The sequence below is a fragment of the Pseudomonas sp. 3MAES_34.3B genome (genome assembly GCF_058145875.1).
Genome location: NZ_CM176960.1, coordinates 2,139,044 through 2,162,726, shown reverse-complemented (window position 1 = coordinate 2,162,726; position 23,683 = coordinate 2,139,044). Strand labels below are relative to the sequence as shown.

24 protein-coding genes and 2 tRNA genes are annotated in these 23,683 nt (G+C 58.0%); 13 read left to right on the top strand and 13 right to left on the bottom strand.

What is annotated here, in order from left to right; genetic code table 11:
- Positions 1 to 3: 3 nt before the first annotated feature.
- Together AC3Z8Y_RS09680 and AC3Z8Y_RS09675 are read right to left on the bottom strand one after the other, a co-directional pair.
- On the bottom strand, positions 4 to 498 hold the full coding sequence (locus AC3Z8Y_RS09680) for a M48 family metallopeptidase (protein ID WP_181122238.1): 495 nt from the start codon (positions 496 to 498) through the stop codon (positions 4 to 6).
- Between the two features lie 46 nt (positions 499 to 544).
- On the bottom strand, positions 545 to 946 hold the full coding sequence (locus AC3Z8Y_RS09675) for a response regulator transcription factor (RefSeq protein WP_490089480.1): 402 nt from the start codon (positions 944 to 946) through the stop codon (positions 545 to 547).
- 361 nt (positions 947 to 1,307) lie between these two features.
- On the opposite strand from AC3Z8Y_RS09675, the gene AC3Z8Y_RS09670 reads away from it, so the two are divergent.
- Together AC3Z8Y_RS09670 and AC3Z8Y_RS09665 are read left to right on the top strand one after the other, a co-directional pair.
- The gene (locus AC3Z8Y_RS09670) at positions 1,308 to 6,452 is read left to right on the top strand and encodes a trifunctional serine/threonine-protein kinase/ATP-binding protein/sensor histidine kinase (RefSeq protein ID WP_490089479.1); all 5,145 of its coding nucleotides are present in this window, start codon (positions 1,308 to 1,310) and stop codon (positions 6,450 to 6,452) included.
- 311 nt (positions 6,453 to 6,763) lie between these two features.
- Complete coding sequence (locus tag AC3Z8Y_RS09665; protein ID WP_490089478.1) at positions 6,764 to 7,276, top strand: hypothetical protein; 513 nt, start codon at positions 6,764 to 6,766, stop codon at positions 7,274 to 7,276.
- A gap of 137 nt (positions 7,277 to 7,413) precedes the next feature.
- Here the strand turns inward: AC3Z8Y_RS09665 and AC3Z8Y_RS09660 are convergent, their stop codons facing one another.
- Entirely contained in the window at positions 7,414 to 7,686 is a 273-nt protein-coding gene (locus AC3Z8Y_RS09660) for a Fis family transcriptional regulator (protein WP_490089477.1), read from the bottom strand.
- Positions 7,687 to 8,256: 570 nt separating this feature from the next.
- Between AC3Z8Y_RS09660 and AC3Z8Y_RS09655 the strand changes: the two genes are divergently transcribed.
- The 8 genes from AC3Z8Y_RS09655 to AC3Z8Y_RS09620 all read left to right on the top strand — a co-directional run bounded on the left by AC3Z8Y_RS09655 (position 8,257) and on the right by AC3Z8Y_RS09620 (position 13,477).
- Entirely contained in the window at positions 8,257 to 9,000 is a 744-nt protein-coding gene (locus tag AC3Z8Y_RS09655; protein WP_490089476.1) for a HipA family kinase, read from the top strand.
- Positions 8,997 to 9,827: a DUF3037 domain-containing protein gene (locus tag AC3Z8Y_RS09650; protein WP_490089475.1), complete on the top strand. Its 831-nt coding sequence runs from the start codon at positions 8,997 to 8,999 to the stop codon at positions 9,825 to 9,827. Before AC3Z8Y_RS09655 ends, AC3Z8Y_RS09650 begins: the two co-directional genes overlap by 4 nt.
- 78 nt (positions 9,828 to 9,905) lie before the next feature.
- Positions 9,906 to 10,472, top strand: coding sequence for an RNA-binding protein (locus AC3Z8Y_RS09645; protein WP_490089474.1), 567 nt, complete (start codon positions 9,906 to 9,908; stop codon positions 10,470 to 10,472).
- Positions 10,473 to 10,551: 79 nt separating this feature from the next.
- Positions 10,552 to 10,704 (top strand): hypothetical protein, encoded by a 153-nt coding sequence (locus AC3Z8Y_RS09640; RefSeq protein WP_490089473.1) that lies wholly within the window; start codon positions 10,552 to 10,554, stop codon positions 10,702 to 10,704.
- Positions 10,705 to 11,164: 460 nt separating this feature from the next.
- A complete protein-coding gene (locus AC3Z8Y_RS09635) occupies positions 11,165 to 11,479 on the top strand; it encodes a hypothetical protein (protein ID WP_490089472.1) in 315 nt (104 codons plus the stop codon).
- Between the two features lie 228 nt (positions 11,480 to 11,707).
- Positions 11,708 to 12,058: a hypothetical protein gene (locus tag AC3Z8Y_RS09630; RefSeq protein ID WP_490089471.1), complete on the top strand. Its 351-nt coding sequence runs from the start codon at positions 11,708 to 11,710 to the stop codon at positions 12,056 to 12,058.
- Positions 12,059 to 12,729: 671 nt separating this feature from the next.
- Positions 12,730 to 12,936 (top strand): hypothetical protein, encoded by a 207-nt coding sequence (locus AC3Z8Y_RS09625; protein WP_490089470.1) that lies wholly within the window; start codon positions 12,730 to 12,732, stop codon positions 12,934 to 12,936.
- Positions 12,937 to 12,967: 31 nt separating this feature from the next.
- Entirely contained in the window at positions 12,968 to 13,477 is a 510-nt protein-coding gene (locus tag AC3Z8Y_RS09620; protein WP_490089469.1) for a hypothetical protein, read from the top strand.
- A gap of 49 nt (positions 13,478 to 13,526) precedes the next feature.
- Here the strand turns inward: AC3Z8Y_RS09620 and AC3Z8Y_RS09615 are convergent.
- A tRNA-Ile gene (locus AC3Z8Y_RS09615) sits at positions 13,527 to 13,611 on the bottom strand.
- A 167-nt stretch (positions 13,612 to 13,778) separates the two neighbouring features.
- On the opposite strand from AC3Z8Y_RS09615, the gene AC3Z8Y_RS09610 reads away from it, so the two are divergent.
- From AC3Z8Y_RS09610 to AC3Z8Y_RS09600, 3 genes are all read left to right on the top strand, one after another.
- Positions 13,779 to 14,198 carry a hypothetical protein gene (locus AC3Z8Y_RS09610; protein ID WP_490089468.1) on the top strand — a complete coding sequence of 140 codons (420 nt, stop codon included), beginning with the start codon at positions 13,779 to 13,781 and terminating at the stop codon, positions 14,196 to 14,198.
- Positions 14,199 to 14,613: 415 nt separating this feature from the next.
- Entirely contained in the window at positions 14,614 to 14,826 is a 213-nt protein-coding gene (locus tag AC3Z8Y_RS09605) for a hypothetical protein (protein WP_181114308.1), read from the top strand.
- Positions 14,826 to 15,932 (top strand): tyrosine-type recombinase/integrase, encoded by a 1,107-nt coding sequence (locus tag AC3Z8Y_RS09600; RefSeq protein WP_490089467.1) that lies wholly within the window; start codon positions 14,826 to 14,828, stop codon positions 15,930 to 15,932. The genes AC3Z8Y_RS09605 and AC3Z8Y_RS09600 overlap by 1 nt, the downstream gene beginning before the upstream one ends.
- 89 nt (positions 15,933 to 16,021) lie before the next feature.
- Here AC3Z8Y_RS09600 and AC3Z8Y_RS09595 read toward each other — a convergent pair.
- The 9 genes from AC3Z8Y_RS09595 to thrS all read right to left on the bottom strand — a co-directional run bounded on the left by AC3Z8Y_RS09595 (position 16,022) and on the right by thrS (position 23,491).
- Positions 16,022 to 16,098 (bottom strand) — tRNA-Pro (locus tag AC3Z8Y_RS09595).
- Between the two features lie 97 nt (positions 16,099 to 16,195).
- Entirely contained in the window at positions 16,196 to 16,552 is a 357-nt protein-coding gene (locus AC3Z8Y_RS09590) for a MerR family transcriptional regulator (RefSeq protein ID WP_168080663.1), read from the bottom strand.
- On the bottom strand, positions 16,533 to 16,835 hold the full coding sequence (gene ihfA, locus AC3Z8Y_RS09585) for an integration host factor subunit alpha (protein ID WP_002553164.1): 303 nt from the start codon (positions 16,833 to 16,835) through the stop codon (positions 16,533 to 16,535). Before ihfA ends, AC3Z8Y_RS09590 begins: the two co-directional genes overlap by 20 nt.
- A 3-nt stretch (positions 16,836 to 16,838) precedes the next feature.
- Entirely contained in the window at positions 16,839 to 19,220 is a 2,382-nt protein-coding gene (gene pheT / locus AC3Z8Y_RS09580) for a phenylalanine--tRNA ligase subunit beta (RefSeq protein WP_490089466.1), read from the bottom strand.
- Positions 19,221 to 19,247: 27 nt separating this feature from the next.
- On the bottom strand, positions 19,248 to 20,264 hold the full coding sequence (gene pheS / locus AC3Z8Y_RS09575) for a phenylalanine--tRNA ligase subunit alpha (RefSeq protein ID WP_490089465.1): 1,017 nt from the start codon (positions 20,262 to 20,264) through the stop codon (positions 19,248 to 19,250).
- Between the two features lie 108 nt (positions 20,265 to 20,372).
- Positions 20,373 to 20,729 (bottom strand): 50S ribosomal protein L20, encoded by a 357-nt coding sequence (rplT, locus tag AC3Z8Y_RS09570; RefSeq protein ID WP_040262863.1) that lies wholly within the window; start codon positions 20,727 to 20,729, stop codon positions 20,373 to 20,375.
- A 33-nt stretch (positions 20,730 to 20,762) separates the two neighbouring features.
- On the bottom strand, positions 20,763 to 20,957 hold the full coding sequence (gene rpmI, locus AC3Z8Y_RS09565) for a 50S ribosomal protein L35 (protein WP_009394045.1): 195 nt from the start codon (positions 20,955 to 20,957) through the stop codon (positions 20,763 to 20,765).
- A 60-nt stretch (positions 20,958 to 21,017) separates the two neighbouring features.
- Positions 21,018 to 21,569 (bottom strand): translation initiation factor IF-3, encoded by a 552-nt coding sequence (gene infC / locus AC3Z8Y_RS09560; RefSeq protein WP_490089968.1) that lies wholly within the window; start codon positions 21,567 to 21,569, stop codon positions 21,018 to 21,020.
- Complete coding sequence (gene thrS / locus AC3Z8Y_RS09555) at positions 21,569 to 23,491, bottom strand: threonine--tRNA ligase (RefSeq protein WP_490089464.1); 1,923 nt, start codon at positions 23,489 to 23,491, stop codon at positions 21,569 to 21,571. The genes infC and thrS overlap by 1 nt, the downstream gene beginning before the upstream one ends.
- Positions 23,492 to 23,683: the final 192 nt, after the last annotated feature.

The window sequence follows — 23,683 nt, the reverse complement described above, 5'->3', positions numbered from 1 at the left end:
CGGTCAGGTGGCGAGGTCACGCCAGGTAAGGTAAACCCGCAGGTCGAATTCCAGCTGGTGGTAGCCGGGCTGCATGTATTCGCAGAGCTTGTAGAAGGCCTTGTTATGGTCGGATTCTTTCAAGTGAGCCAGTTCGTGTACCACGATCATCTTCAGAAACTGCGGTGCGGCTTCCTTGAACAATGAAGCGATACGGATTTCTTTCTTCGCCTTGAGCTTGCCGCCCTGCACACGGGAGATCGCCGTGTTCAACCCGAGCGCGCGGTGGGTGAGGTCGAGCCGGTTATCGAACAGCACTTTGTCGGGGCTGGGCGCATTGCGCAGATGCTCCTGCTTGATGTCCAGTACATAGCCATACAGCGCCTTGTCGCTTTGTATAGCGTGCCGCTCCGGATAGCGCTGCTGCAAATAATCGCCCAGGCGCTGCTGCTCGATCATCTGGCGTACTCTGGCTTGCAGGTCGGCGGGATAGGCTTGCAGGTATTTGAGCGGGGGCATGGCGGCAACGCGTGGGAAGAGTGAGCCGCCAGTGTATCTCAACCGTTTACGCCGCCCCAGTCGAAGCGCTGGCGGAAATGCCCGGCACCGCCTCGCGGATCGAGGACAGCAATTCATCGGCGGTGAAGGGTTTGCGCAGGCACTGATAAGCACCTTGAGCGGTGGCTTCTGCAAGGGAAGCTTCATCCCAGAACGCCGACATGCAGATCACCGGCAGACCGGGTGCCCGCTGGGCCAGCAACCTTTGCACTTCCGTGCCCTGCATGCCCCCCATCCGTAGATCCATAAGTACGCACGACAGCTCCCCCATATCAGGGAAAGCGAGGATTTCCTCGCCAGAGGGGAAACTCATCGCGCGGTAACCGGCAGCCTTCAGCAAATTAGTCAGACTTTTACGGACAGACTGATCGTCATCGACCACGGCTATGTTCATCAATGTAGTGTTCATTCAGCGATAGATGCCGTGTAAGTTGACGTGCGACCACCATTGAAAATAGCGGATCTGCTAATTTACTTTCTTGCTTAACACTAAGGCGGGCCCACTGCAGGATTTACGCTTGGACATGTGCATCATCCGGCGACTACCTGAGCATAAACTAAACCCTTCGCTTCAGACAATTATCCCAAGGGATAGGCCTCCATCGCCGCCACCTGCACTAGAAGGTATCGTCAACCGGCCGAGCACGGTTTATGAGGCTAAACCCTGCCAAACATGGACCTGTTTCAGCCATGCGCCGATTAAGGTTTTCTGCCTTGAGCGCTCTGTATAATCCGGGCAATTTCTCCTTCGCATGACACTGGACGCCCGGATGGCAAGCCACCCTGATAGCTCGAACCCGTTCACCTTGCCCGTACAGTTCGACGAAGCCTGGCTGTCGAGATGCACGATGACGCTAATTCGCAGGGAGGGCGATATTTCGTATTGCGAAGTGCGTGATCCAGCTATCCGGCGTAGCTGGGACGCTGTTCGGGTGTCAGTGCAATCACCCTGCGCGTGTCATCAGTTGGAGCGGCAATTCCATCTGGCCCTGGATGAGTCGTGGGCGCAGGTTCCTGAAGCGCTGATCCGAACCAGCGATGGCCTGACCTTGCTCTATCCAAAGGCCGAGGATCCTGATCTCGGCAAGCTCCTGGACTCGACCGAGTTCACTGTGGGCCAGTTGCTATCGATCGGGCAGAAAACAGCTCGGGCGCTGTCTAACGCACACGCCAATGGCGTTGTTCATGGAAATCTGCGCCCGGTTCATATCATTGTGGGAGACGGTAACCGGATTCGATTGAGAGGGTTCCAGGGAACGGCGCTGACCAGTGCCAGCAACCTGATGCCGACTCCGGAGCAATGGCCCTACGTAGCTCCAGAACAGATCAGGCCCGCTGACCGGGTAACGGACGAACGAAGCGATCTCTATGCCTTGGGGGTAGTGCTCTATCGCGCGGTGGTGGGCCACTTGCCGTTCGATGCGAAAGATCCCGCGCATTGGATGCACGCCCACATTGCGATCTCTCCGTCCCTGCCAGCAGTGGGCAAAACCCGCGCGCCCGACGTGGTTGGCCAGATCATTCTCAAGCTTCTGGCCAAGGATCCCCGCTCCCGCTATCAAAGCGCGGATGCGCTCGCCGCAGACCTTTCTCATTGCCTCACCCAATGGAACATGAGCGCGGCGGTGACCGACTTTGCCCTTGGGCGTACCGATTTCAAACCAGGGATGTCCACAGCCCAACGCCTGTTTGGGCGCGAGTATGAGAGCCAGCGCCTCAAGGGGGCGCTGCGGCGCGTTACCACTACGGGCGTCTCCGAACTGCTGTTCGTCAGCGGCGCACCAGGCGCAGGCAAATCGGCATTGATCAGTGAAGTATTCCAGGGGCAGCCGGGGCATTGGTGGGCCAGTGGGAAAAGCGACCTGCTTCAACGGCAGGTTCCCTATGGCCCATTTGCCCAGGTGTTCCAATCATTGGCTGCACGTGCGTTGGGTCGAGACGAAGCCGACCTGCGGCGAATCCGGGATTCGCTGATCAGAAACCTGGACGGCAACGGCCGCCTTCTCACAGAGCTCGTCCCGGAGCTGGAAGGGATCATCGGCAGGCAACCACTCCTGACCGAGCTCCCGGCCCGGCAGGCACAAGGACGGGCGACTCGCACCCTGCTCAAGGCAATTGCGGCTTTCCCACGTGAAGCAGAGCCACTTCTGCTATTTCTGGACGATATTCAATGGGCCGATGAATCCACCCTGCTGCTGCTGACCGCCTTCCTCAGTGAGCCGCCTGGCAACGTTCTGCTCATCGTGGCGTACCGCGACAACGAAGTGGAAGCGCTGCGAAACAGCGGCCAGTTCCTGGACCGGGCAGCGCAGCGCAACATCGCGCCAACATCCGAAGTGTTCCTGGAGCCTCTGGCGACTGACTCCGTTGCGCAGTTGATGGCAAGCTCGTTGTGCCTGCCGGTGGATGACCTGGACCACCTTGCGAAAATCGTCGCCGCCAAAACCGCAGGCAACCCCTATTTCGTGCACCAGATCGTTCGGGCGATGGTCGACGATCAGATCATCAAGGTAGATCCCGATACCGGTAGGTGGACCTGGTCCGCCCAGCAAGTACGCAAACACAACTATGCCGATAACGTCGTCGACCTGATGATCGAGCGGCTTGATCGACTGCCGCCTGAGCAGCGCAATATTCTCAGGCTGGCCAGCTGTGTCGGCACCCGATGCGACGAAGCATTACTCCTTCAGATCGCGGGAATCAGCCCCTCGGAAGCGCAGGGTTTGGTCGAGCCGCTCCTTACGGCGGGGCTGCTTATTCATGATGACGGCGGCTACACCTTCCCACACGACAGGCTTCTTGAAGCCGCCTACAATCTGGTCGCGGGTGAGTTGCAGGCCGCTCAACATGGGTTGATTGCCGCCGCCATGCTTGATGTATGGGGCGACAAGCCAACCGATCGCGCCTTCGAGATCGCCAACCAGATCCAGCGAACCTCGCTAGAAACAGTGCCGCCTCGGTACCAGGTCCCTTTCATCCGCCTGCTGATCTCTGCAGCTGAGCGGGCCAAGGACGCCGCCGCCCTGAACCAGGCGGCGGGCTACCTCAGTACCGCCAAAGGCCTGCTGGGCGAATCGGGTTGGGCTGCCCAGTACCCCGCCTGCTTCGAGGCGCACCGCTTGTATGCCGAGTGCGAGCTCCAGTTGGGCCATCTTCAATCCTCTGCGTCGCTGATCGACGATTGTCTGCGCCATGCGCGCCCTCCCTTTGACATGGCCATCGGGTTCCGTCTGAAGGCGACGTTGAAAACGCTGCAGTCCGACTACGAGAGCGCCATCTCGGCGGCCCTTTCCGGCCTGCGCCTGCTCGACATCAACCTGGAGCGAAACCCGGACAAAAGCGCCATCGACCAGTCCTACGAGGAAATCATCCAGCTGATTGGCGACCGGCCCATCGCAAGCCTTGGGGCCATCCCGAAGTGTGCCGACCCTGTTTTCATTGCTTCGCTCGACCTGCTGAGCGCGCTGTTCTGTACGCTGTTCATCGAGGGTGGCCTTCGGTTCACTCACCTGGCCAAGATTGTAGAACTCACCCTGCGGCACGGTTCCGCTCCAGCGTCTGCCCAAGGGCTCGCCTGGTTCGGCGTGATGATCGCGGACCGTTTTGGGGCCTACACGCGAGGCCTTGAATTCGCACAAGCCGCCGAAGCGCTGGACGAGGCGCATGGGGATGATCACACCCGGGCTGCAACGCTGGTGGCGATGGACCGGCTTTCTTCGTGGACGCTTCCAGTCAAGGCCGCGGTGCAAAAAGCCAGGCAGGCGATCTCCGCGGGGCAAGCGGGTGAAAACATCAGCATGGTGTGCTACGCCTGCTACCACGTGTCCTCCGATCTGCTGGCAATGGGGGAGCGCCTGGTCAAGGTCGAAGAGGAAATATCGCGGGGGTTGGCACTGGTCGGACAGTACCAATACGCGGACGTGGAACATGTGCTTCAAGCGCAGAAAAAATTTGTCAGCGATATGCGTCACGGCCGCGGTGCGCTCCTGCCAGCGAGGCCGCGCCAGGCAGGTGCCATTGCGGCGCCTGACAGCGGATTTTCAAGTACCACGGCCTTTTACATCCATTTGTACGCCGGGATGACGGCGTATTTTTATCATGATTTCGAAAGCGCTATTACAGAGTTCAAAGAGGCCGAGCGCTTGGTCTGGGCGGTGCCAGGGCATATCAACCTGGCCGATTACTACCTTTACTCAAGCCTCGCCGAAGCCCACCCGGATGCCCCCGGAAGCCTTGAGCAAAAGCTTGTTCTGTTGCGGGCCCGCCGCGAACGCTTCGCCGAGTGGGCCTCGGTCAATCCAGCTACCTTCAAAAGCAAGCTGATGTTCATCGAAGGCATGATCGCCATGCTGCAGGACGATGACATGCATGCCATCCGCTGCTTTGATGAATCCGCCATTGCTTCCGCTGCAGCCGGCTTCGTCAATGAATACGCGCTGGCGCACGAGATGCTTGGCACCGCTACCGGCAAGAACGGACTGATTTCGGGCATTACGCTACATATGCGGGTGGCACGTGACTGGTATCGGATGTGGGGCGGCGACGGCAAGGCGGATTGGTTGGAGAAGAAGTTTTCCTTCCTGGCGAGCGAGCCGATAGTGGAGCATCGCCCGTTTGCAGAGCCTGGTCTGGACCTGGCCGTGAGCATTCAAACGGCCAAAGCCTTATCGGAAGAAGTGCTGCTGGACAGGCTGGTTGTGACCTTGGTCAACCACCTGATGGTGCAGGCCGGTGCAGATCTTGGCGTGCTGTACGTCGTACAGTCAGGAAAACTCAACATTGCCGCCTCGGGCCGCGTCGCTCAGGGCGAGGTTGTAGTGGACCTGGACAACCTCGCAGAGGTTGAAGTCCCGGCTTCAATTCTCAATGCCACCTTCCGGACAAGAAAAGCGCTGGTATTGGACGATGTCCATGTCGACTGCCCCGAAGCGTACCGGGACGATTACGTTCTGCGGCACACCCGCTCTGTTCTCTGCCTTCCCCTGCTTCGACAAGGCTCGGTGCTTGGGCTTGTGTACCTTGAGAACAGCCTGTCTGCGGGGATCTTCAACGAGCAGCGCCTCACGGTTCTGGATATCGTGGCTACTCAGGCTGCGGTATCGCTGGATACCGCCCGCTTGTACGAGAAGCTTGTGGAAGAAGCGCAGCTCAAAGCACAGGTCGAAAGCGAGCTTCGCCAATCCCGGGAGGAACTGGCCCGCAGCGCACACCTCACTATCATGGGTGAACTCTCAGCATCCATTTCCCATGAGATCAGCCAGCCCCTGCTCGGCATCGTGTCCAATGCGGACGCAAGCCTGATGTGGCTGACCCGGGATAATCCTGATATCGAAGAAGCGGTTCTGGGCCTTGAAGACATTCGGGCTGACGGCGCCAGGGCGACCAACATCGTCAAGGCACTCCGCCAACTGGCCAAGCAGGCACCTCCTCAGCTCGAAGCGTTCAAGCTCGATGACCTCCTTCGTGAAGTGCTGCGCCTTACGGCTGCCGATATCGAGCGGCAGAATGTCACCATTCATGCCGAGCTCGCGCCTAACTTGCTGGTCAATGCCGACCGGGTGCAAATCCAGCAGGTGTTCTACAACCTGATAAACAACGCGGTGGAAGCCGTCTCGCTGAATTCAGGTGATCGAATCGTCCGTATTTTGGCCAAGCATGAAGACGCGCGGGTGTGTGTTCGTGTTGACGACAATGGCCCGGGCATTGCCGAGGAAAACCGCGACCGGATATTCGAAGCGTTTTTCACCACCAAGGGCACAGGGCTTGGTATGGGGCTGGCGATCTGCAGAACGATCATGAAAGCGCACGGGGGTAACCTTATTGCCGAAAACAATGAGTTGGGCGGCGGGCGCATTTGTTTTTCACTGATTGCGGCGGGGGGTTTGCGGCGTGGGGTAGTTACAGGGATTCACTAGTTCGACGCAACGAGTGCCTGGAAGGGCGAGCGGCGTCTTGGGGGTTCCCCCGTTACCCGATCGGCGTGGCTCAAACGCAGTGACCTCGGAAGTCGTATGCGCGCCCCGCCATGCCACGATGGATTCAATTGAATGCTCGAATTGCAAAAAGAAGATACCGATGCTCGTCAGGGCTGAGCTGTACTTCAGGCTACGTGAATAGCTCCTCTCAGCACTGATACCCATATTGTGAGCAGGCTTTGCAGGAACTCAGCAGAGGCTGCCGACCTGCCGGCCCTCTCTTTCCAACCACCGAAGCAAAGGAATGCTCTATGTCTACCCAAACCTCTGCTTTGCTTGATCTCCTACGCTGGCTCTGGGAAAACGCCGCATCAGGACTTTGGCAGGCATTCGTACTTTGGCTGCTTCCCTACTTATCACTGAAGTGCAAACAGTTCTTATCGAAGCGAACGAAGCGTGAACAGGCACCGGCCCAGCGCAGCGTGTCAGGTTTCACTAAGCTAACACGCAAGCTCAAGCTGTCCGAGCTCCGCTTCCTGCGGCGTTACCGGTTCGATACGGCTTGGATAAGCCGTGAGGTTAGCCGCGGGCACACATGCCAGCTTATCTTTCTACTTTGGTTCGGCCTATGGCTGATGGCGATCGGCCTGAGAGACGTGTTCTTCATCTCAAGTGAAGCGACCTTAGGGAAATCTCCCTCTGCCATCCTGGCGTCTGCCACTCCGATGTATATTTTTGAGGTTGGTTGGCTGTATTGCTCTGGCCGGGCCGCGCAGTTGATCCAGCACCGCCAAAAGATAAAGGCTTGGAGGTTTAAGCTGTGAGCCGTTGCATGGCCGCATACACGGACGCCCCATTCTATACGTATAGAATGGGCACTCTAATATGGCCCGTAACCGAATCGTCTACGTTGCCTTACAATCACGCCGCTTAAGCGAAAGCACAGGCGCACCGTCCGGGATCAACCAACCTCCACCCGTTGCCCTAGCGCGCGGGCGGCACTCGCAAGGGTTGCCTGGGTCATGCCAGGGTTATTCTGGTCAAAAGCTCGATCCACTGCGGTCCGGCTGGTATGCATTCGCTCGGCAAACGCTGTCTTGGACAGTTTCTCCGCTTTCATCAATTCCTCCAGTTGCCAAGCGATGACTCGCTTGAGTGCAGCCGCGGAAATCTCGGCAAGCATGCCCTGTTCGGAAAGAAAATCGTCGAAGTCAGAACCGATATGTTTGTCCATACCCTATCTCTGTAACGTGGCTTTACGCCGCCGGCCGGTGTCGAGGTCCGATGCTGGCGTTTTCTAGCTTTTCTTGATGAACCCATGCCGCAACGCCTTGGTGTTGGGTCACGTTGAGCCTGGAGGCCTTGGTTAAGCTAGCTGCAGCGCTATAGTTTGATCGCATAGAGTTCAGCCCAACCCTCGCCGCGAATTTTTCCAGGAGCGGGGCGCCGCTGGAGGAGGAGCTAGCCGCCGATGAAAGCTATGCGTTCGTCATTCAGTACACCACAAAGGCCGATGCGGGCTTAGGTCACGACCGCGCCTTCGTCGAAGAGCACTCAAGGCTGGCGTTTAAGCAAGACTGCCTGCGGGCCAAGCGCGCCCGGCCTAAGAACTTAATGGTAATCTACCTCACCGGGGACAGTATGTGCCCAGCGATCTGCGAAGGCGACGTGGCATTTACTGCAAGGTGAGCGGTTCGAGCTGGACATTCAATGACAGGTGTTGTGGCGTTGCAGGGACCTGTGACCCGCAGGGGGCCGCCGCGAGGAGCATAGGAACTGTTGAGCTGTGACAGGGAAATGGCGAATGCCAGATAGTATTAACGCTGTCGAAATAATCCGACAAAGCCACCAAGGGTATTCAATCAAGCCCTTTTTGGTTCGTGCGGACGATGGGCATACGTATTTCGTGAAGGGTCTGTCCAAGTCTGGCGGACCTGCGCTGATTGCTGAAGCTTTGTGTGCTGAGCTAGGGCATGCGCTAGGCTTGCCAATCCCACCGTGGCATTTCATGACCATTCCGGGGGAATTGATTGCCTTCAGCGCGATGCCGAACGTGGGGGATTTGTCAGGAGGTCTAGCTTTTGCCTCACAAGCTGTTGAGAACGCATCTGACTTCACCATTTCCAACATAAACCGAATGGAAGCTGATCAGAGGCGCCTTTTGCTTCTGTTCGATTGGTGGGTTCAGAATGGCGACCGCTGCCTTACTGAAAGCGGAGGTAATGTGAATCTGATATTGGACGCAGGCGGACAGCTCAGTGTGATCGACCACAACGCCGCTTTTGACCCAGATCTTACCGCCCAAGATTTCTTCGAGACTCATGTGTTTCGCGATAGCCGCGTCGCTTTTCAGGATTATGTCGTTCGTCAGCAGTACGGCGAAATGCTTGGCAACGCGCTCTCTCAGTGGGGTAGGATCATCGGCCGTTTGCCCGATGACTGGGTCTTCCGGGATCAAGATTTGTTAGACCAGACCGAGCCGACCCTAGCTGCGCGTTTGGAAATTTTAGAAAGGTTCAGGGAAGAGCGTTTCTGGGGGGCGTTATGAAATACGTATGCAATTATTCAGTCCTTCGTTTCCTTCCGTATCCGGAAACAGGAGAGTTTGTGAACATTGGTGTCGTCCTCATCGCGAATAACGGCGATTTCCGTTACAAGCTTGAGAAAAAACGTCAAAGAATTACCAATTTTTTTCCGAGCCTCGATTCGTCCATATTCATCCGGGCGCGGAGAGAGATGGATGCTGAGCTGGTGCGCCTAAGCAGCTATCTAGCCAAGCACTCCCATGACTTAGGGTCGTTGCTGTCGGCTTTCAAACACCTGGTGCACCCTCGCGAAACCATGATGCGTTTCAGTGATCCTGGTACCTTAGCGATTGATAATGCAGACAAAGCCATTGCGACCTTATTTGACCACTACGTGAATCACAGCTTCGCAACCAAGGAATACCAAGAGACGGCTCTAGAGCGTCAGCTTGGGAAGCTGCTATCGGCGTCCAATCTCAAGCAGCAGTACAGCGAGCAAAAGCTTGGCAGCGTTGATTACCCAGTGAAATTTCCCTACGTCATGTTAGTGAACCAGAGGGCGGTTCAGGCGTTGAAGCCGATACACCTTGGCCACGATGAACCTAATAAAATTCTTGAACATGGGGATGCCTGGATTGCTAAGGTTCGGCGGTTGAACTCCGCGGGAGCCTTGGCTGACGACACATTGTTCATCGCTGGTCCACCGGAGCCCGGACGTCCCAAACTGCTGAAGGCCTATAGGGAAATTTCCGAAGAGCTACGGTCCTTTAAAGGCGTCCGTGTGACGAGCTATGAGGAAAGCCAGGAACGATTACTTGAGGAAATACGCGCTGGCATACCAGCCGCTTAATCGAAACCCGCTCCGGCGGGTTTTCTTTTGCCCGTTGTCTTGATGGTATAATGATGGCTCATTTACAGGGAGGTGGGTATGCGGGGTTTTGGCGTCGTGGTGCTGGTAATCGGCATCGTTTTTGTGATTTCAGCTCTGGGAATGGATGTTTCCGTAAGCACGGGCGTCGGCGCGGGGCGGGTGAACAACCTAGGGTTAATGGCCGATCGCCAAAACTACACGTTGATAGGAGGTATGATTGCGCTCGCAGGCCTCCTATTGATTATCTTTGACGGCAGACGCGGGAGCGCGACCTTGGGCACCCAGCCCGCCTGCGAAACTATTGATATGCGGCCCTGCCCTCTTTGTGCAGAGCTGATCAAACTAGCCGCCGTAAAATGCAAGCACTGTGGCTCCAACGTCCAGGCTATTCAAAGAGAAGTGCTTTCTCACGGCTGGACAGTCCGAATTCCAAGCAAGCCAGGGCGGGAATTTGACAGAGTGCAGGCCATACTAGAGGGCAGTGGGCATCCTCTGCTGCCGCCAGATGGATGCACGGCCATAGTTGGATACTTCGCGGACCGAGAGGAAGCCAAGCTAGCCCAGACGAAATTGTCTTATAGCTTCGCTTTGCAGGGAGATCTGTATTTTCCCCAAACTCGCTGACGGCCGTCAGTCCACCACTTAGGCAGGTTTTTTTGTACCCTGCGTTCAAGAATCCAATCCTCCTTCAAGCAGCGCGCCGATGTTCATCGTCTTGGCCGAGCGGGCGGTGCACAGCTTCATTGATGACCACGACATTCGCCGAGACAGGCGCGTACCCGAACGGCGAAAAGTGCAGTTGCGCATGCTTCGCAGCGTTGAATTCTTCACTACATCATCGCCTGCAGAAACCTGATGACTACCTCACCCCCTCCTCCAGCCGAAGCTGGACGTGCTCAACGCCTTGCGAGCCCGCTCCGCCGCGGCCCGTGCCGAGTTTCGTTCCAAATCCCGGTTCTATGACGAGTCTCGCGGCGATGCCTGGGATGTGGTTGACGCCGGGCGCCACCGCCCGCACGGCCAATGCATGCGGTACGCCGAAGCGGCGAAGTACGCGGAGCAGCTGGAACGCGGTCGAGAAGCGCGACGGTCTAGTGATGTCGGTAAAAGAGCTCGGTGAACGCATGACCCGCTGGGCGTCCCTGCTTGGCCTTGGCATTGTTGTATGGGCGATGTGGGGCGTGTAGTGAGCGAGTACTTCACCCCAGACCTACGCCCAGCGCCAGGCGGCCATTGAGCAGGCGAAGGATGCGTTCTTTAGCTCCGGCGGGCAGATACTGAGCATCGACCATGCCGCTCCCGGCCCGCAGCCAAGCGTGACGGACGCGCCCGGGGTCGTTGCCTTCCTCCGCGCGTATCGCCACCTGGGCGTTATAGCCGCCGCCAAAGCCGCTCGCCTGATCACCCGCACCGTTAACAAGATCGCCAAACGCAACGGCATCGAGTTCGAATCCTACACTGCGGACAAGCAGGCCGAGCGTCACCGTACCATGGCACCTGTTTTCCGCCGACTGGTGGAACAGGGAGCCAGCCAAAACCAAATAGCCGCCCAGCTCGGTATCAGCCGCTGTTCACTTCAGACCATCGCCCACTCGGAAGGTATGGAGTTGCCTGGGCGGGCTGCGGAATGAGCCGCCGCCAGCATTAACACCCTAGCGCCTATCAAACGGGAAGCGCTGAGCGCGAAGTCGGCGTAGCCAAGATGGCCCGCTCTTATCCTATCTCTCGTCAAAGTGGGCCTGGTGGCTCGCTGGCTGGAACGACAAGGACATTGAAATTGAAGCCAAAGCAGAGTGCCCGGTTACGCCGGCGCCCGTTGCAAATCAACTTGCCGCCTAGCAGTTTGAACGAGGTGGTTTATGGCCATGACACAGACCGAGCGGTCGGCGAAGACCGCAGCGAAACCCAAGGCGGTGCAGGAAGAGGAATTGCGGCTCTGGGTTCGCCCAGGCACGAAGCAAGCACTCGCTGAGCCGATGCAGTGGGTCGGGCTGGAGGAACAGGGCGAGGCGATGACGCTGATGATTCATCACCTGGATGGGCTGGGGCCGGATAAGGCCCTGCCGCTGCTTGAAGTTCCGCGCCACGAATACAGACCCTCTCGTATCGTGGCGCTGGCTTTTGAGCGCAAGAGCCTGCTGATGATTCAGCAGGATCCAGGGGATGAAATTCGGTCTCCACTAGCTTTTCGAAACTCAGACCATGAATAGCCGACCATTTGGGCTTGGATCTTGATAGACGTATAGGTCTTAGTGGTAAGTTCCATCGACGGCGTCTGAGAAAGGTAGGACTCTGCCTCAGATTTCAGTTTATTCATCGCTCCTATTATGGTGACGCAGTGTACAACCAAGTGGGCATCTCCAAGTTCATGCAAAGGGATTGCACCTAAGGCTTGGGTAGAGGCAGCTATGGGGCCTCCAATGGTTATAGTCCAAGCTGACCTGAAGACGAAATCTGGAGGGCTTTGCTCAACCAGCCGCTCTAGAGAGAATGCATAGTTAGCGGCGTTCTCAATCACTGCGAACATCGCACCCATCCTGCTCTCATGCTCCAAAGCGCGACTCTTTTGCGCTTTCTGGGTCTGCCAGCTCGCAACTGCACACGCAACAATAATAGCCCCAACAGAACCAACAGCCTGTACCCAAGCTGCAGCTTCGGAGCTGGTCATGCCGGAAAGGGTAAGGGGTGAAAGAAAGACCCATAGGGTGGGGCCTACTATTACGCACGCCCAAAGCATGCGTATAGCAAAGGGTGCACTGTTTTCAATTTCACGCTTTAAATTCACCGCCGCCTCCCTAAATTTTTTGGATAGCGGATCAAACACCATTCCCTACCAATTTGCCACCGCGCCTCGGCAGGCAGGCGGCTGCCTGGAGAACCTATGCCTATCATGGTCAGCTACGGCGCCGGCACCAACAGCACCGCGATGCTGGTTGAGATGGTGCGGCGCGGCGAGCACATCGACGTCATCACCTTTGCGGATACCGGCGGTGAACGATATGAAACTTACCTCTATCTCGAAATGTTCAGCGCCATGGCTCATGGGGCGCGGATATCCCGAAATCATCTGTGTCAAGAAAGGCGGTAAGGTCGAGACGTTGGAACAGAACTGCATTCGCATGAAGATGCTGCCAAGCGTCGCGTATGGCTGGAAGTCATGCTCGCTCAAGTTCAATGTCGAGCCTCAGGAGAAGTTCGCCAATAACTGGGAGCCTGCTAGGGCAGCATGGGCGAACGGCGAAAAAGTCATCAAGTGCATTGGCTATGACGCAGGCGAACCACAGCGCGCCAAGTTCAGCGAAAACAAGAATACCGATGGCGCTATCCGCTTATTGAATGGGGCATTGGGCAGGGAAGAATGCGTCGAGGCGATACGTACTGCCGGCCTGCCGCTGCCCGGTAAGAGCGCCTGCTTCTTCTGCCCAAACAGCAAGCCTAACGAAATTCTGGCACTGCCGGAAGAGCTGAAGCTTCGCGCCATCCTCTTGGAAGAAAACGCCGACCTTACCACGATAAGCGGACTCGGCCGGCGCTGCCGCTGGGCAGACCTGATCCGCGCCGATCGGGAGCAACTGGATCTTTTTAAGCAACCCGCCGACATGCCATGCGGCTGCTACGACGGCGATTGACCTGCCGCTTAAAACCAGAAAACCCCCGCCATTGCTGGCAGGGGCTTTGCGGAGAGGACGGGATTCGAACCCGTGGTTCAGTTGCCCGAACGCCGACTTATCAGGTCGGTGCAATAGACCGCTCTGCCACCTCTGGAAAGCCTGGCTTTCCGCAGGGGGCTGAGCAGTGGTGAATCTAACCCATCGCTTTTCGAACATCAATATGAGCACAGCTATCGACTTGTTCGCAGGCTCAGTGGATGCCCGCCGGCACGGCCTGAATATCCCAGATTGACGAAGCGCTTGTGGAGATGCACACCAAATGAGAGATAACTTCTGCCGTCTGCGCGAGCCCGAACTTAAGCAGCTCGAAGCGCCCCTCGACCTGATGGGCATGCTCTGGAGCCCGTTCCACATGGCCGAACTGAACGGTTATATCTGGGTGTCGGGCGAGTCATTCCAAGAAATCACCAGTTTCCTGACTGACCACGCCATCTATCTGACCGCGCTGAAAACGGTGGGGGAAGGCCGGCCGACCCGTAGCGACGATCGCGGATCCGACGGCAACCTTACCTATGAGGCAAAGGCACATAACGCCTGCCTAGGTTCTGTCGAGCCGTTGGTAGCTCAATTGCACGCTGAGCGCGACACCCTAAGCAACCGCATCGCCGCCGCCCTCGCCCTGCTCAGCCCCGAAGCCGCATCACCTTCCAGTGCCGAGAGCGTCACATCGCGGCGCTGATCAAAGTGTTGACTACTTAAACCCCTTCCCTATCGATGAGCCTGCCGGTGACGGTGGGTGAGGTATTTCTATGCGACAAATAATCGAACTCCCCATGGAACGCGATGAGCACGGCTTCTAGATGCATCCGTATTCGATCAGTTCGGGGATGAGGACGTGATACCAAAAGCCTGGTTCAACGAACGGGGCGTTGAGGTCAGTTGCGTTCGCTTCGAGTACGAAGCCCCGGAGGAGCTTCAAACGAACTGGTTTGAAGATGGCGCCCCGGATTGCTCGGCATGGTGCCCAAGCAGGCCGGAAGGGGATGACTGGTTCGTACTATCCATCCACGACACGGACGACGGCCCTGTGTGCGTTTGGGGTCACCACACCGAGCCACATAACTAACCCGCCGACCAGGCGACTTGGAGCGATCATGAAAAAAGAGCTGATCAAGATCAGCGAATTCCAGCGGCGTAAGTGGGGGGAAAACGGAACCCCGCTATGCTCGCAAGCTATCCGCAATTACCTACGCGACCGAAAGTTGCCTGGCGAGCGGATCGGCAATATCTGGTATGTGGATTGGCTCGCCTACCAGCGGATAACTGGAAGCAGCCTGGTAGATATGGTGATGAAAGGAGCCGCTTGATGGTCCCCCGACCACGGAACAAGGCGAACAAGGGGTTGCCCCCAAACCTATATTTCGATGCACGCCGCGGTACCTACCGGTACCGCAGGCCCACCGATGGTAAGTGGTTCCAGTTCGGCGAGGAGCGCGGACGCGCTATTGATGCAGCGTCCCAACTCAACATCGCATTTCTTCGGGGCGCCGATCTCGTTGCCACAGTGCTGGATGAAAAGTCGGTAACCTTGGGTGAGTACTTGGCGACGTATGAACGTGAGGTCTTGCCACCCCGCGAGCTGGCCAAGGCAACGCTGGACCTTTATTCGGTACGGTTTAAACAGATCCGAGAGGCGATGGGGTCGACACCTATCGATCAGATCACGATCCGGATGGTGGCAGAGTTCCTGAAGCCTCTCACCCCACGGTCCTCCAATCAGGCGCGGGCCATTCTTTCGGACGTCTTCACGCACGCTGCGGCCGAGGGGCTGTGCCCAGACAATCCCGCTGCGAACACAATCGCCAAGATCGAGAAAAAGCAGCGCAAGCGGCATACCGTAGAAGGGCTGAAAGCCATCCGGGAGAAGTCGCCGTTGTGGCTTCAGAACGCAATCGATCTTGCGCTGGTTACTGCACAGCGACGCGGTGACATCCTGAGCATGAAGTTTGAGGATATCCGGGACGGATACCTTTACGTCGTGCAGAGCAAGACAGAGAAAGCCAGCGATGCCGGCTGGCTCAAGGTCAAAGTTACACCTCAGCTGACCGCGATCCTGGCACGCTGCCGTGACGAGGTACTTTCACCATATTTGGTGCACAGACGACCCGAGCGAAAGAAAAAACGTGAAGGGAAAGATCATTGGACGAAGGTCGATGAGCGATTCCTGACGCGGGCCTTCAAGGACGCCAGGGATGCAAGCGGCTGTTATGCCGACTGGAAGGAAGAGGAGATGCCAGGGTTCCATGAGATCCGCGCCCTCTCCCTCCACCTCTACAAACGAGCGGGGAAAGACGGCCAGAAGATCGCAGGACACGCTACTGAAAACATGACGCGCAACTACCAGAAGGATCATGCCGACGTTGTATGGTCGGAGGTCGAAGCGGACCTCGATATCAGCGAGATCGCGAAGTAGTTTTGCGCCAGTTTTGCGCGGGTTTTGCGCAAGCACAAAAAAGCCGATCTTGATGATCGGCTTAAGTGTCTGATTTTACTCAGTAATAATGGTCGGGACGGAGTGATTCGAACACTCGACCCCTTGCACCCCATGCAAGTGCGCTACCGGGCTGCGCTACGCCCCGACTAGGCGTTTAAACCTGCTCTCGTTAGCAGCGAGAACGGAGAGAAAGATACCTTAACCTTTTGAATTATGGAAGCTTTTTCTCTAACTATTTTCGCTCACTTCTTGAGTACGTGAAGCACATCTTCCAGTTCGCTGATCATCTGGCGGATGAGTTGCTTGTACTGGGTGGTGTCGTCCTTGGCCTCGTCGCCGGAGAGGCGCAGGCGTGCGCCGCCGATGGTGAAGCCCTGGTCGTACAGCAGCGCGCGGATCTGTCGGATCATCAGCACGTCCTGTCGCTGATAATACCGGCGGTTGCCACGGCGCTTCACGGGGTTGAGCTGCGGGAATTCCTGTTCCCAGTACCGAAGAACGTGGGGCTTTACCGCACACAAGTCGCTGACTTCACCGATGGTGAAGTAGCGCTTGCCGGGAATGGGCGGGAGCTCGTCGTTATGACTTGGTTCCAGCATAGGCTTCCACTCGGGCCTTCAGTTTCTGCCCTGGACGAAAGGTGACGACGCGGCGCGCGGTGATCGGGATTTCCTCACCCGTTTTCGGGTTGCGGCCCGGCCGCTGGCGCTTGTCTCGGAGGTCGAAATTACCGAAACCCGATAACTTGACCTGTTCGTTGTCTTCGAGCGCATGCCGGATTTCCTCGAAAAAGAGCTCAACCAATTCCTTGGCTTCGCGCTTGTTCAGGCCCAGCTCCTCATAAAGACGTTCTGCCATCTCAGCTTTCGTCAGAGCCCCCATACGTCACTTCCTTAACGTGGCGTTCAACCTTTGTTCGAGCGAGGTGAGGATTTGCGAAGTGGTCGAGTTCACCTCATCGTCGGTAAGAGTGCGCGATGGATGCTGCCAGGTCAAGCCAACGGCAAGGCTTTTTCTATGCGGATCAATGCCTTTACCCTGGTAGACGTCAAACAGCCTCAGGTCAGTCAGCCATTCCCCTGCCTGCTCACGAATCACCGTCATGATCGCCTCGCTGGCCACGCCTTGATCGACCACCAGGGCGATATCACGACGTACTTCCGGGAAGCGTGACAGCTCCTTGAACTTGGGCAGGCGGCCTTCGACCACTTCCTCCAGCACCAGCTCGAACACATAGACCGTACGGTCGAGGCCCAGTTTCTTTTGCAACTCTGGATGCAACGCACCCAGGTAGCCTACTTCCTGGCCGTTGCGCTCGATGCGCGCGGTTTGGCCGGGATGCAGCGCCGGATGGCTGCCAGGTACGAAGGTAAACGCAGCCAGCGCGCCGGCATGGCCCAGCACTGCTTCGACGTCTGCCTTGATGTCGAAGAAGTCGACCTTGGCATCGCCCTGCGCCCAGCCTTCTGGCAGGCGGGTGCCACAGGCAACGCCGGCCAGCATAGGCTCTTGCTTGAGTTCGCCCAATTGACCAACGAAACGCAAACCGCTTTCGAACAGGCGCACGCGGGTTTGCTGGCGGTTGAGGTTGTGCTGCAGCGCTTGAATCAGGCCGGGCCACAGGGAGACACGCATGGCGGCCATGTCCGACGAGATCGGGTTGGCCAGCGTGAGCGGTTTTACGCCTGGGCTGAACAGCTCGAACTGCTTCGGATCGATGAAGCTGTAGGTGATCGCTTCCTGATAGCCGCGGGCAACCAGCAGGCGGCGTAGCGCGGGTAGTTCAGCCTTGGCTTCAGTGCGCAGCTGCGGCGCCAGGCGCGCTTGCGGGTAACGTACTGGCAAGCGGTTGTAGCCGTACAGGCGACCCAGCTCTTCGATCAGGTCCACTTCCAGGCTAAGGTCGAAGCGGTGGCTCGGCACGGTGACTGTCCACTGCCCTGCCCCTTCGGCAGTTACGCCGAGGTCCAGGCCTTTCAGCAAGCCTTCGATGGTGCTCGCGCCCATGTCCAGGCCCAGCATCTGCTCCACGCGCTCGGCACGCAGGGTGATCGGGGCGACCTTCGGCAGGTGCGCCTCGTTGCTCACGTCAACTACCGGCCCTGCTTCGCCGCCGGCAATTTCCAGCACCAGCGCAGTCGCGCGCTCCATGGCCTCGCGGGCGAGGTTGAAGTCCACACCACGTTCATAGCGGTGGGAGGCGTCGGTGTGCAGGCCGTAGGAACGGGCCTTGCCCGCAACGGAGATCGGCTCGAAGAAGGCGCTTTCCAGGAACAGGTCCCGGGTAGTCGCGGTATTCACACCACTGTGCTCGCCACCCATTACGCCGGCAATTGCCAGTGCGCGTTGATGGTCGGCGATCACCAGCGTATCGCTGCGCAGGGCCACTTCCTGGCCGTCCAGCAATACGAGCTTCTCGCCTTCTTCAGCCATGCGAACACGGATGCCGCCATTGATTTCGTTCAGGTCGAAGGCGTGCATGGGCTGGCCCAGCTCGATCATCACGTAGTTGGTGATGTCTACCACGGCGTCGATGCTGCGCACTTCGGCGCGGCGCAGGCGCTCGACCATCCACAGCGGGGTCGGGCGGCTGAGGTCGACGTTGCGGATTACCCGGCCCAGGTAGCGTGGGCAGGCGGTAGGCGCCAGCACGTCCACAGGGCGCACGTCGTCGATCGCAGGCGGCACGGCTTTGATTTCCGGACGGCTGACCGGCGCCGCATAGAGCGCGCCCACTTCGCGGGCCAGGCCGGCCAACGACAGGCAGTCGCCACGGTTTGGCGTAAGGCCCAGCTCGATGATCACGTCTTCGAGCGCGAGGTATTCGCGGATGTCCTGGCCCACAGGCGCATCGGCGGGCAGTTCGAACAGGCCGTCATTGCCCTCGCCTACCTGCAGCTCGGCCTGGGAGCACAGCATGCCGTTGGATTCAACGCCACGCAGCTTGGCCTTCTTGATCTTGAAGTCGCCGGGCAGCTGAGCACCGATCATGGCGAACGGGATCTTCAGGCCAGGGCGCACGTTCGGCGCGCCGCACACTACCTGGAAGGTTTCACTGCCGTTGCTTACCTGGCACACACGCAGCTTGTCGGCGTCCGGGTGTTGCTCGGTGCTCAGCACTTCGCCCACTACCACGCCGCTGAAGGCGCCGGCCACCGGGGTCACGCTGTCGACTTCCAGGCCGGCCATGGACAGGCGGGCAACCAGATCGTCGCGGGATACCTGCGGGCTCACCCAGCCACGCAGCCATTGTTCACTGAATTTCATGCTGCTCTCCTGAAAATGTCGTTATGGCTAGCGAAATTGCGCAAGGAATCGCAAGTCATTGTCGAAGAACAGGCGCAGGTCATTTACACCGTATCGCAGCATGGCCAGGCGCTCGGCGCCCATGCCGAAGGCGAAGCCGGAAAACTCTTCGGGATCGATGCCGGACATCCGCAGCACGTTCGGGTGAACCATGCCGCACCCCATCACTTCCAGCCAACCGGTCTGCTTGCACACGCGACAGCCGCCGCCGCTGCAGATCACGCACTGGATGTCCACTTCGGCCGACGGCTCTGTGAACGGGAAGAAGGACGGACGGAAACGCACCGCCAACTCCTTCTCGAAGAACACGCGGAGGAATTCCTCGATGGTGCCCTTCAGGTCAGCGAAGTTGATGTCGCGGTCGATCAGCAGCCCTTCCACCTGATGGAACATGGGGGAATGGGTTAGGTCCGAGTCGCAGCGGTAAACGCGGCCCGGGCACACAATGCGAATTGGCGGCTGGCTGGACTCCATGGTCCGCACTTGCACCGGCGAGGTGTGGGTGCGCAGCAGCATGTTCGCATTGAAATAGAAAGTGTCGTGCATTGCACGCGCCGGGTGGTGGCCCGGAATGTTGAGCGCTTCGAAGTTGTGATAGTCGTCCTCAACCTCGGGCCCTTCGGCGATGCCATAGCCGATATGGGTGAAAAACTGCTCGATGCGCTCCAGGGTGCGGGTAATCGGGTGCAAGCCGCCACTGGCCTGGCCACGCCCCGGGAGGGTGACGTCAATCTGCTCTGCCGCCAACTGGGCGTTCAACGCAGCCTCTTCGAAGGCCGCCATGCGCGCATTGAGCTCGCCGGTGACGCGTTCCTTGGCTTCGTTGATCAGCGCGCCAACCTTGGGCCGGTCCTCGGCTGGCAGGTTGCCCAGGGTTTTCATCACCTGGGTAAGTTCGCCCTTCTTGCCCAGGTAATGAACCCGGATCTGCTCAAGGGCGTTGATGTCTTCAGCGTTGTGCACGGCCCCTAAAGCTTGGGTGACCAGCGCATCCAGGTTTTCCATTTAAAGGCTCCAGATACGAAATAGGGGAAGAGCGCAGGCCCTTCCCCTATTCAAAGACGTTCAACACCGATGCCTACCGAGGCAGGCAACGGTGATTGTCGGGGGTACTCAAGCCAGCGAGGCTTTAGCTTTCTCGACAATCGCAGCAAACGCCGCTTTCTCGTTCACTGCCAGATCAGCCAGTACCTTACGGTCGATCTCGATGGCAGCCTTTTTCAGGCCAGCGATCAAACGGCTGTAAGACAGGCCGTTGGTACGAGCACCAGCGTTGATACGGGCGATCCACAGAGCGCGGAACTGGCGTTTCTTCTGACGACGATCTCGGTAGGCGTACTGGCCAGCCTTGATGACGGCTTGCTTGGCAACGCGGAATACGCGCGAACGCGCACCGTAGTAGCCTTTTGCAAGTTTCAGAATTTTCTTGTGACGCTTACGGGCAATGACGCCACGCTTAACACGAGCCATGAGCTATATCCTCTATCTTTGACCGAAACGGAATCAACGAACGCGCAGCATGCGCTCCACTTTTGCGACGTCAGACGGGTGCAGCAGGCTGCTACCACGCAGTTGACGCTTACGCTTGGTGGACATCTTGGTCAGGATGTGGCTCTTGAAAGCGTGCTTGTGCTTGAAGCCGGAAGCGGTTTTCAGAAAACGCTTCGCGGCGCCACTTTTGGTTTTCATTTTTGGCATGTTCGGATACTCCGCATTCAGTGAATAAACATAACCACAAGGCCTGCCGTGCCCTGGAGGTTACTTCTTGCGTTTGGGGGCGATGACCATCAACAGCTGGCGTCCTTCCATCTTAGGCTGCTGTTCAACGGCGCCGTATTCGGCAAGGTCAGCTTCAACCCGCTTCAACAACTCCATGCCCAGCTCCTGGTGGGCCATCTCACGACCACGGAATCTCAGAGAGATCTTGGCCTTGTCCCCTTCACTCAGGAAACGTACCAGGTTGCGCAGTTTTACCTGGTAATCCCCTTCTTCCGTCCCTGGACGAAACTTGATTTCTTTGATCTGGATCTGCTTCTGGTTCTTCTTCGCGGCATTCTGCTGCTTCTTCTTTTCGAAGATGTGCTTGCCGTAGTCCATCACGCGGCAAACGGGCGGCAGTGCATCGGCGGAGATTTCCACCAGGTCCAGCTTCGCTTCTTCAGCGATACGAAGCGCTTCATCAATAGAGACGATGCCAACCTGCTCACCGTCAGCACCGATTAACCGAACCTCGCGGGCCGAGATATTCTCGTTGATCGGGGCCTTCGGTGCGGTTCGTTTATCCTGTCTCATTTCACGCTTAATAATGATTACTCCAAATCTTGGCGACCACGCCGGGAAACCGCCTGCGCAAGGTACTTCTGGAAGTCCGCGACCGGCATCGAGCCAAGGTCAGCGCCTTCACGTGTGCGCACGGCGACAGTTTGCGTCTCTACCTCACGGTCGCCGATGACGAGCATGAACGGGACCTTGAGCAGAGTATGCTCGCGGATTTTAAAGCCAATTTTCTCGTTTCTCAAGTCAGACTTGGCACGGAAGCCGCTGCCATTGAGAATTCCCTCTACTTCGCGGGCGAAATCGGCCTGGTTATCGGTGATATTCATGATCACCGCCTGGGTAGGCGCGAGCCACGCCGGGAAAGCGCCGGCGTAATGCTCGATCAGCATTCCAATGAAGCGCTCGAACGAGCCGAGGATCGCGCGGTGCAACATCACCGGGCGCTTGCGGCCGTTGTCTTCGGCGATGTAGCTCGCATCCAGCCGCTCCGGAAGGTTCGGGTCGTACTGCAGGGTGCCGCACTGCCAGCTACGGCCCAGGCAATCCTTGAGCGTGAACTCGATCTTCGGCCCGTAGAACGCGCCTTCGCCGGGGAGGTAGGACCACTCCAGGCCCGAATCGTCCAGCGCATCGGCCAGGGCTTTCTCGGCGCGATCCCAGAACTCTTCCGAACCCACGCGCTTGGCGGGGCGGGTGGAGAGTTTCATGGTCACGTCGGTAAAGCCGAAGTCCTTGTAAACCTGCAGGGTCAAGTTGATGAAATCGGCCGATTCCTTCTTTACTTGATCTTCAGTGCAGAAAATATGTGCGTCGTCCTGAGTGAAGCCACGCACGCGCATGATGCCGTGCAGGGCGCCGGACGCTTCGTTGCGATGGCACGAGCCAAACTCGGCCATGCGCAGCGGCAGGTCACGGTAGGACTTCAAACCCTGGTTGAAAATCTGCACATGGCATGGGCAGTTCATCGGCTTGACCGCGTAGTCGCGGTTTTCCGACGAAGTGGTGAACATGTTCTCGGCGTAGTTGGACCAATGGCCCGATCGCTCCCAGAGGATACGATCCACCACTTGTGGCGTTTTCACTTCCACATAGCCGTTCTCGCGTTGAACCTGGCGCATGTACTGCTCCAGCACCTGGTAGATCGACCAGCCATTGGGGTGCCAGAACACCATGCCTGGCGCTTCTTCCTGAAGGTGGAAGAGGTCAAGCTGCTTGCCGATGCGGCGATGGTCACGCTTTTCGGCTTCTTCGATGCGCTGTATGTAGGCGGCAAGTTGCTTCTTGTCCGCCCAGGCGGTGCCGTACACGCGCTGCAGTTGCTCGTTCTTGGCGTCGCCGCGCCAGTAGGCGCCAGACAGCTTGGTCAGTTTGAAGGATTTGAGGAAGCGGGTGTTCGGCACGTGCGGGCCACGGCACATGTCGACGTACTCTTCGTGGTAGTACAGGCCCATCGCGGTTTCGCTGGGCATGTCCTCGACGAGGCGCAGCTTGTAGTCTTCGCCACGGGCCTTGAACACTTCGATCACTTCGGCGCGCGGGGTCATCTTCTTGATGACGTCGTACTCGGTGTCGATGAGCTCGCGCATGCGCGCTTCGATGGCAGCCATGTCATCGGGCGTGAAGGGGCGCTCGTAGGCGATGTCGTAGTAGAAGCCTTCATCGATGACCGGCCCGATGACCATCCTGGCCGTTGGGTACAGCTGTTTCACTGCGTGACCAACCAGGTGCGCGCAGGAGTGACGGATGATTTCCAGCCCCTCCTCGTCCTTGGGAGTGATGATCTGAAGGCTGGCGTCGTTGTCGATCAGGTCGCAGGCATCGACCAGGTTGCCGTTGACCTTGCCGGCTACGGTGGCCTTGGCCAGGCCGGCGCCGATCGAGGCGGCGACTTCGGCGACCGAAACGGGGTGATCGAACGAACGCTGACTGCCGTCAGGAAGAGTAATGGTGGGCATGGCGCCTCCTCTCCTAGTGGTGACCCCTACCAAAGGTCACGTGGGTTGGGATGAGCCAGTACACGATTCGGCGGTATGCCTGCCTCACAGTGGCAGGAGCCAGTGGCCAACCAGGGACCGAACCGGAGTGACTGGAAATAAACAAAAAAACCGCTTGATTGAGCGGGCCGCCATCCTAGCACAGAGATCACC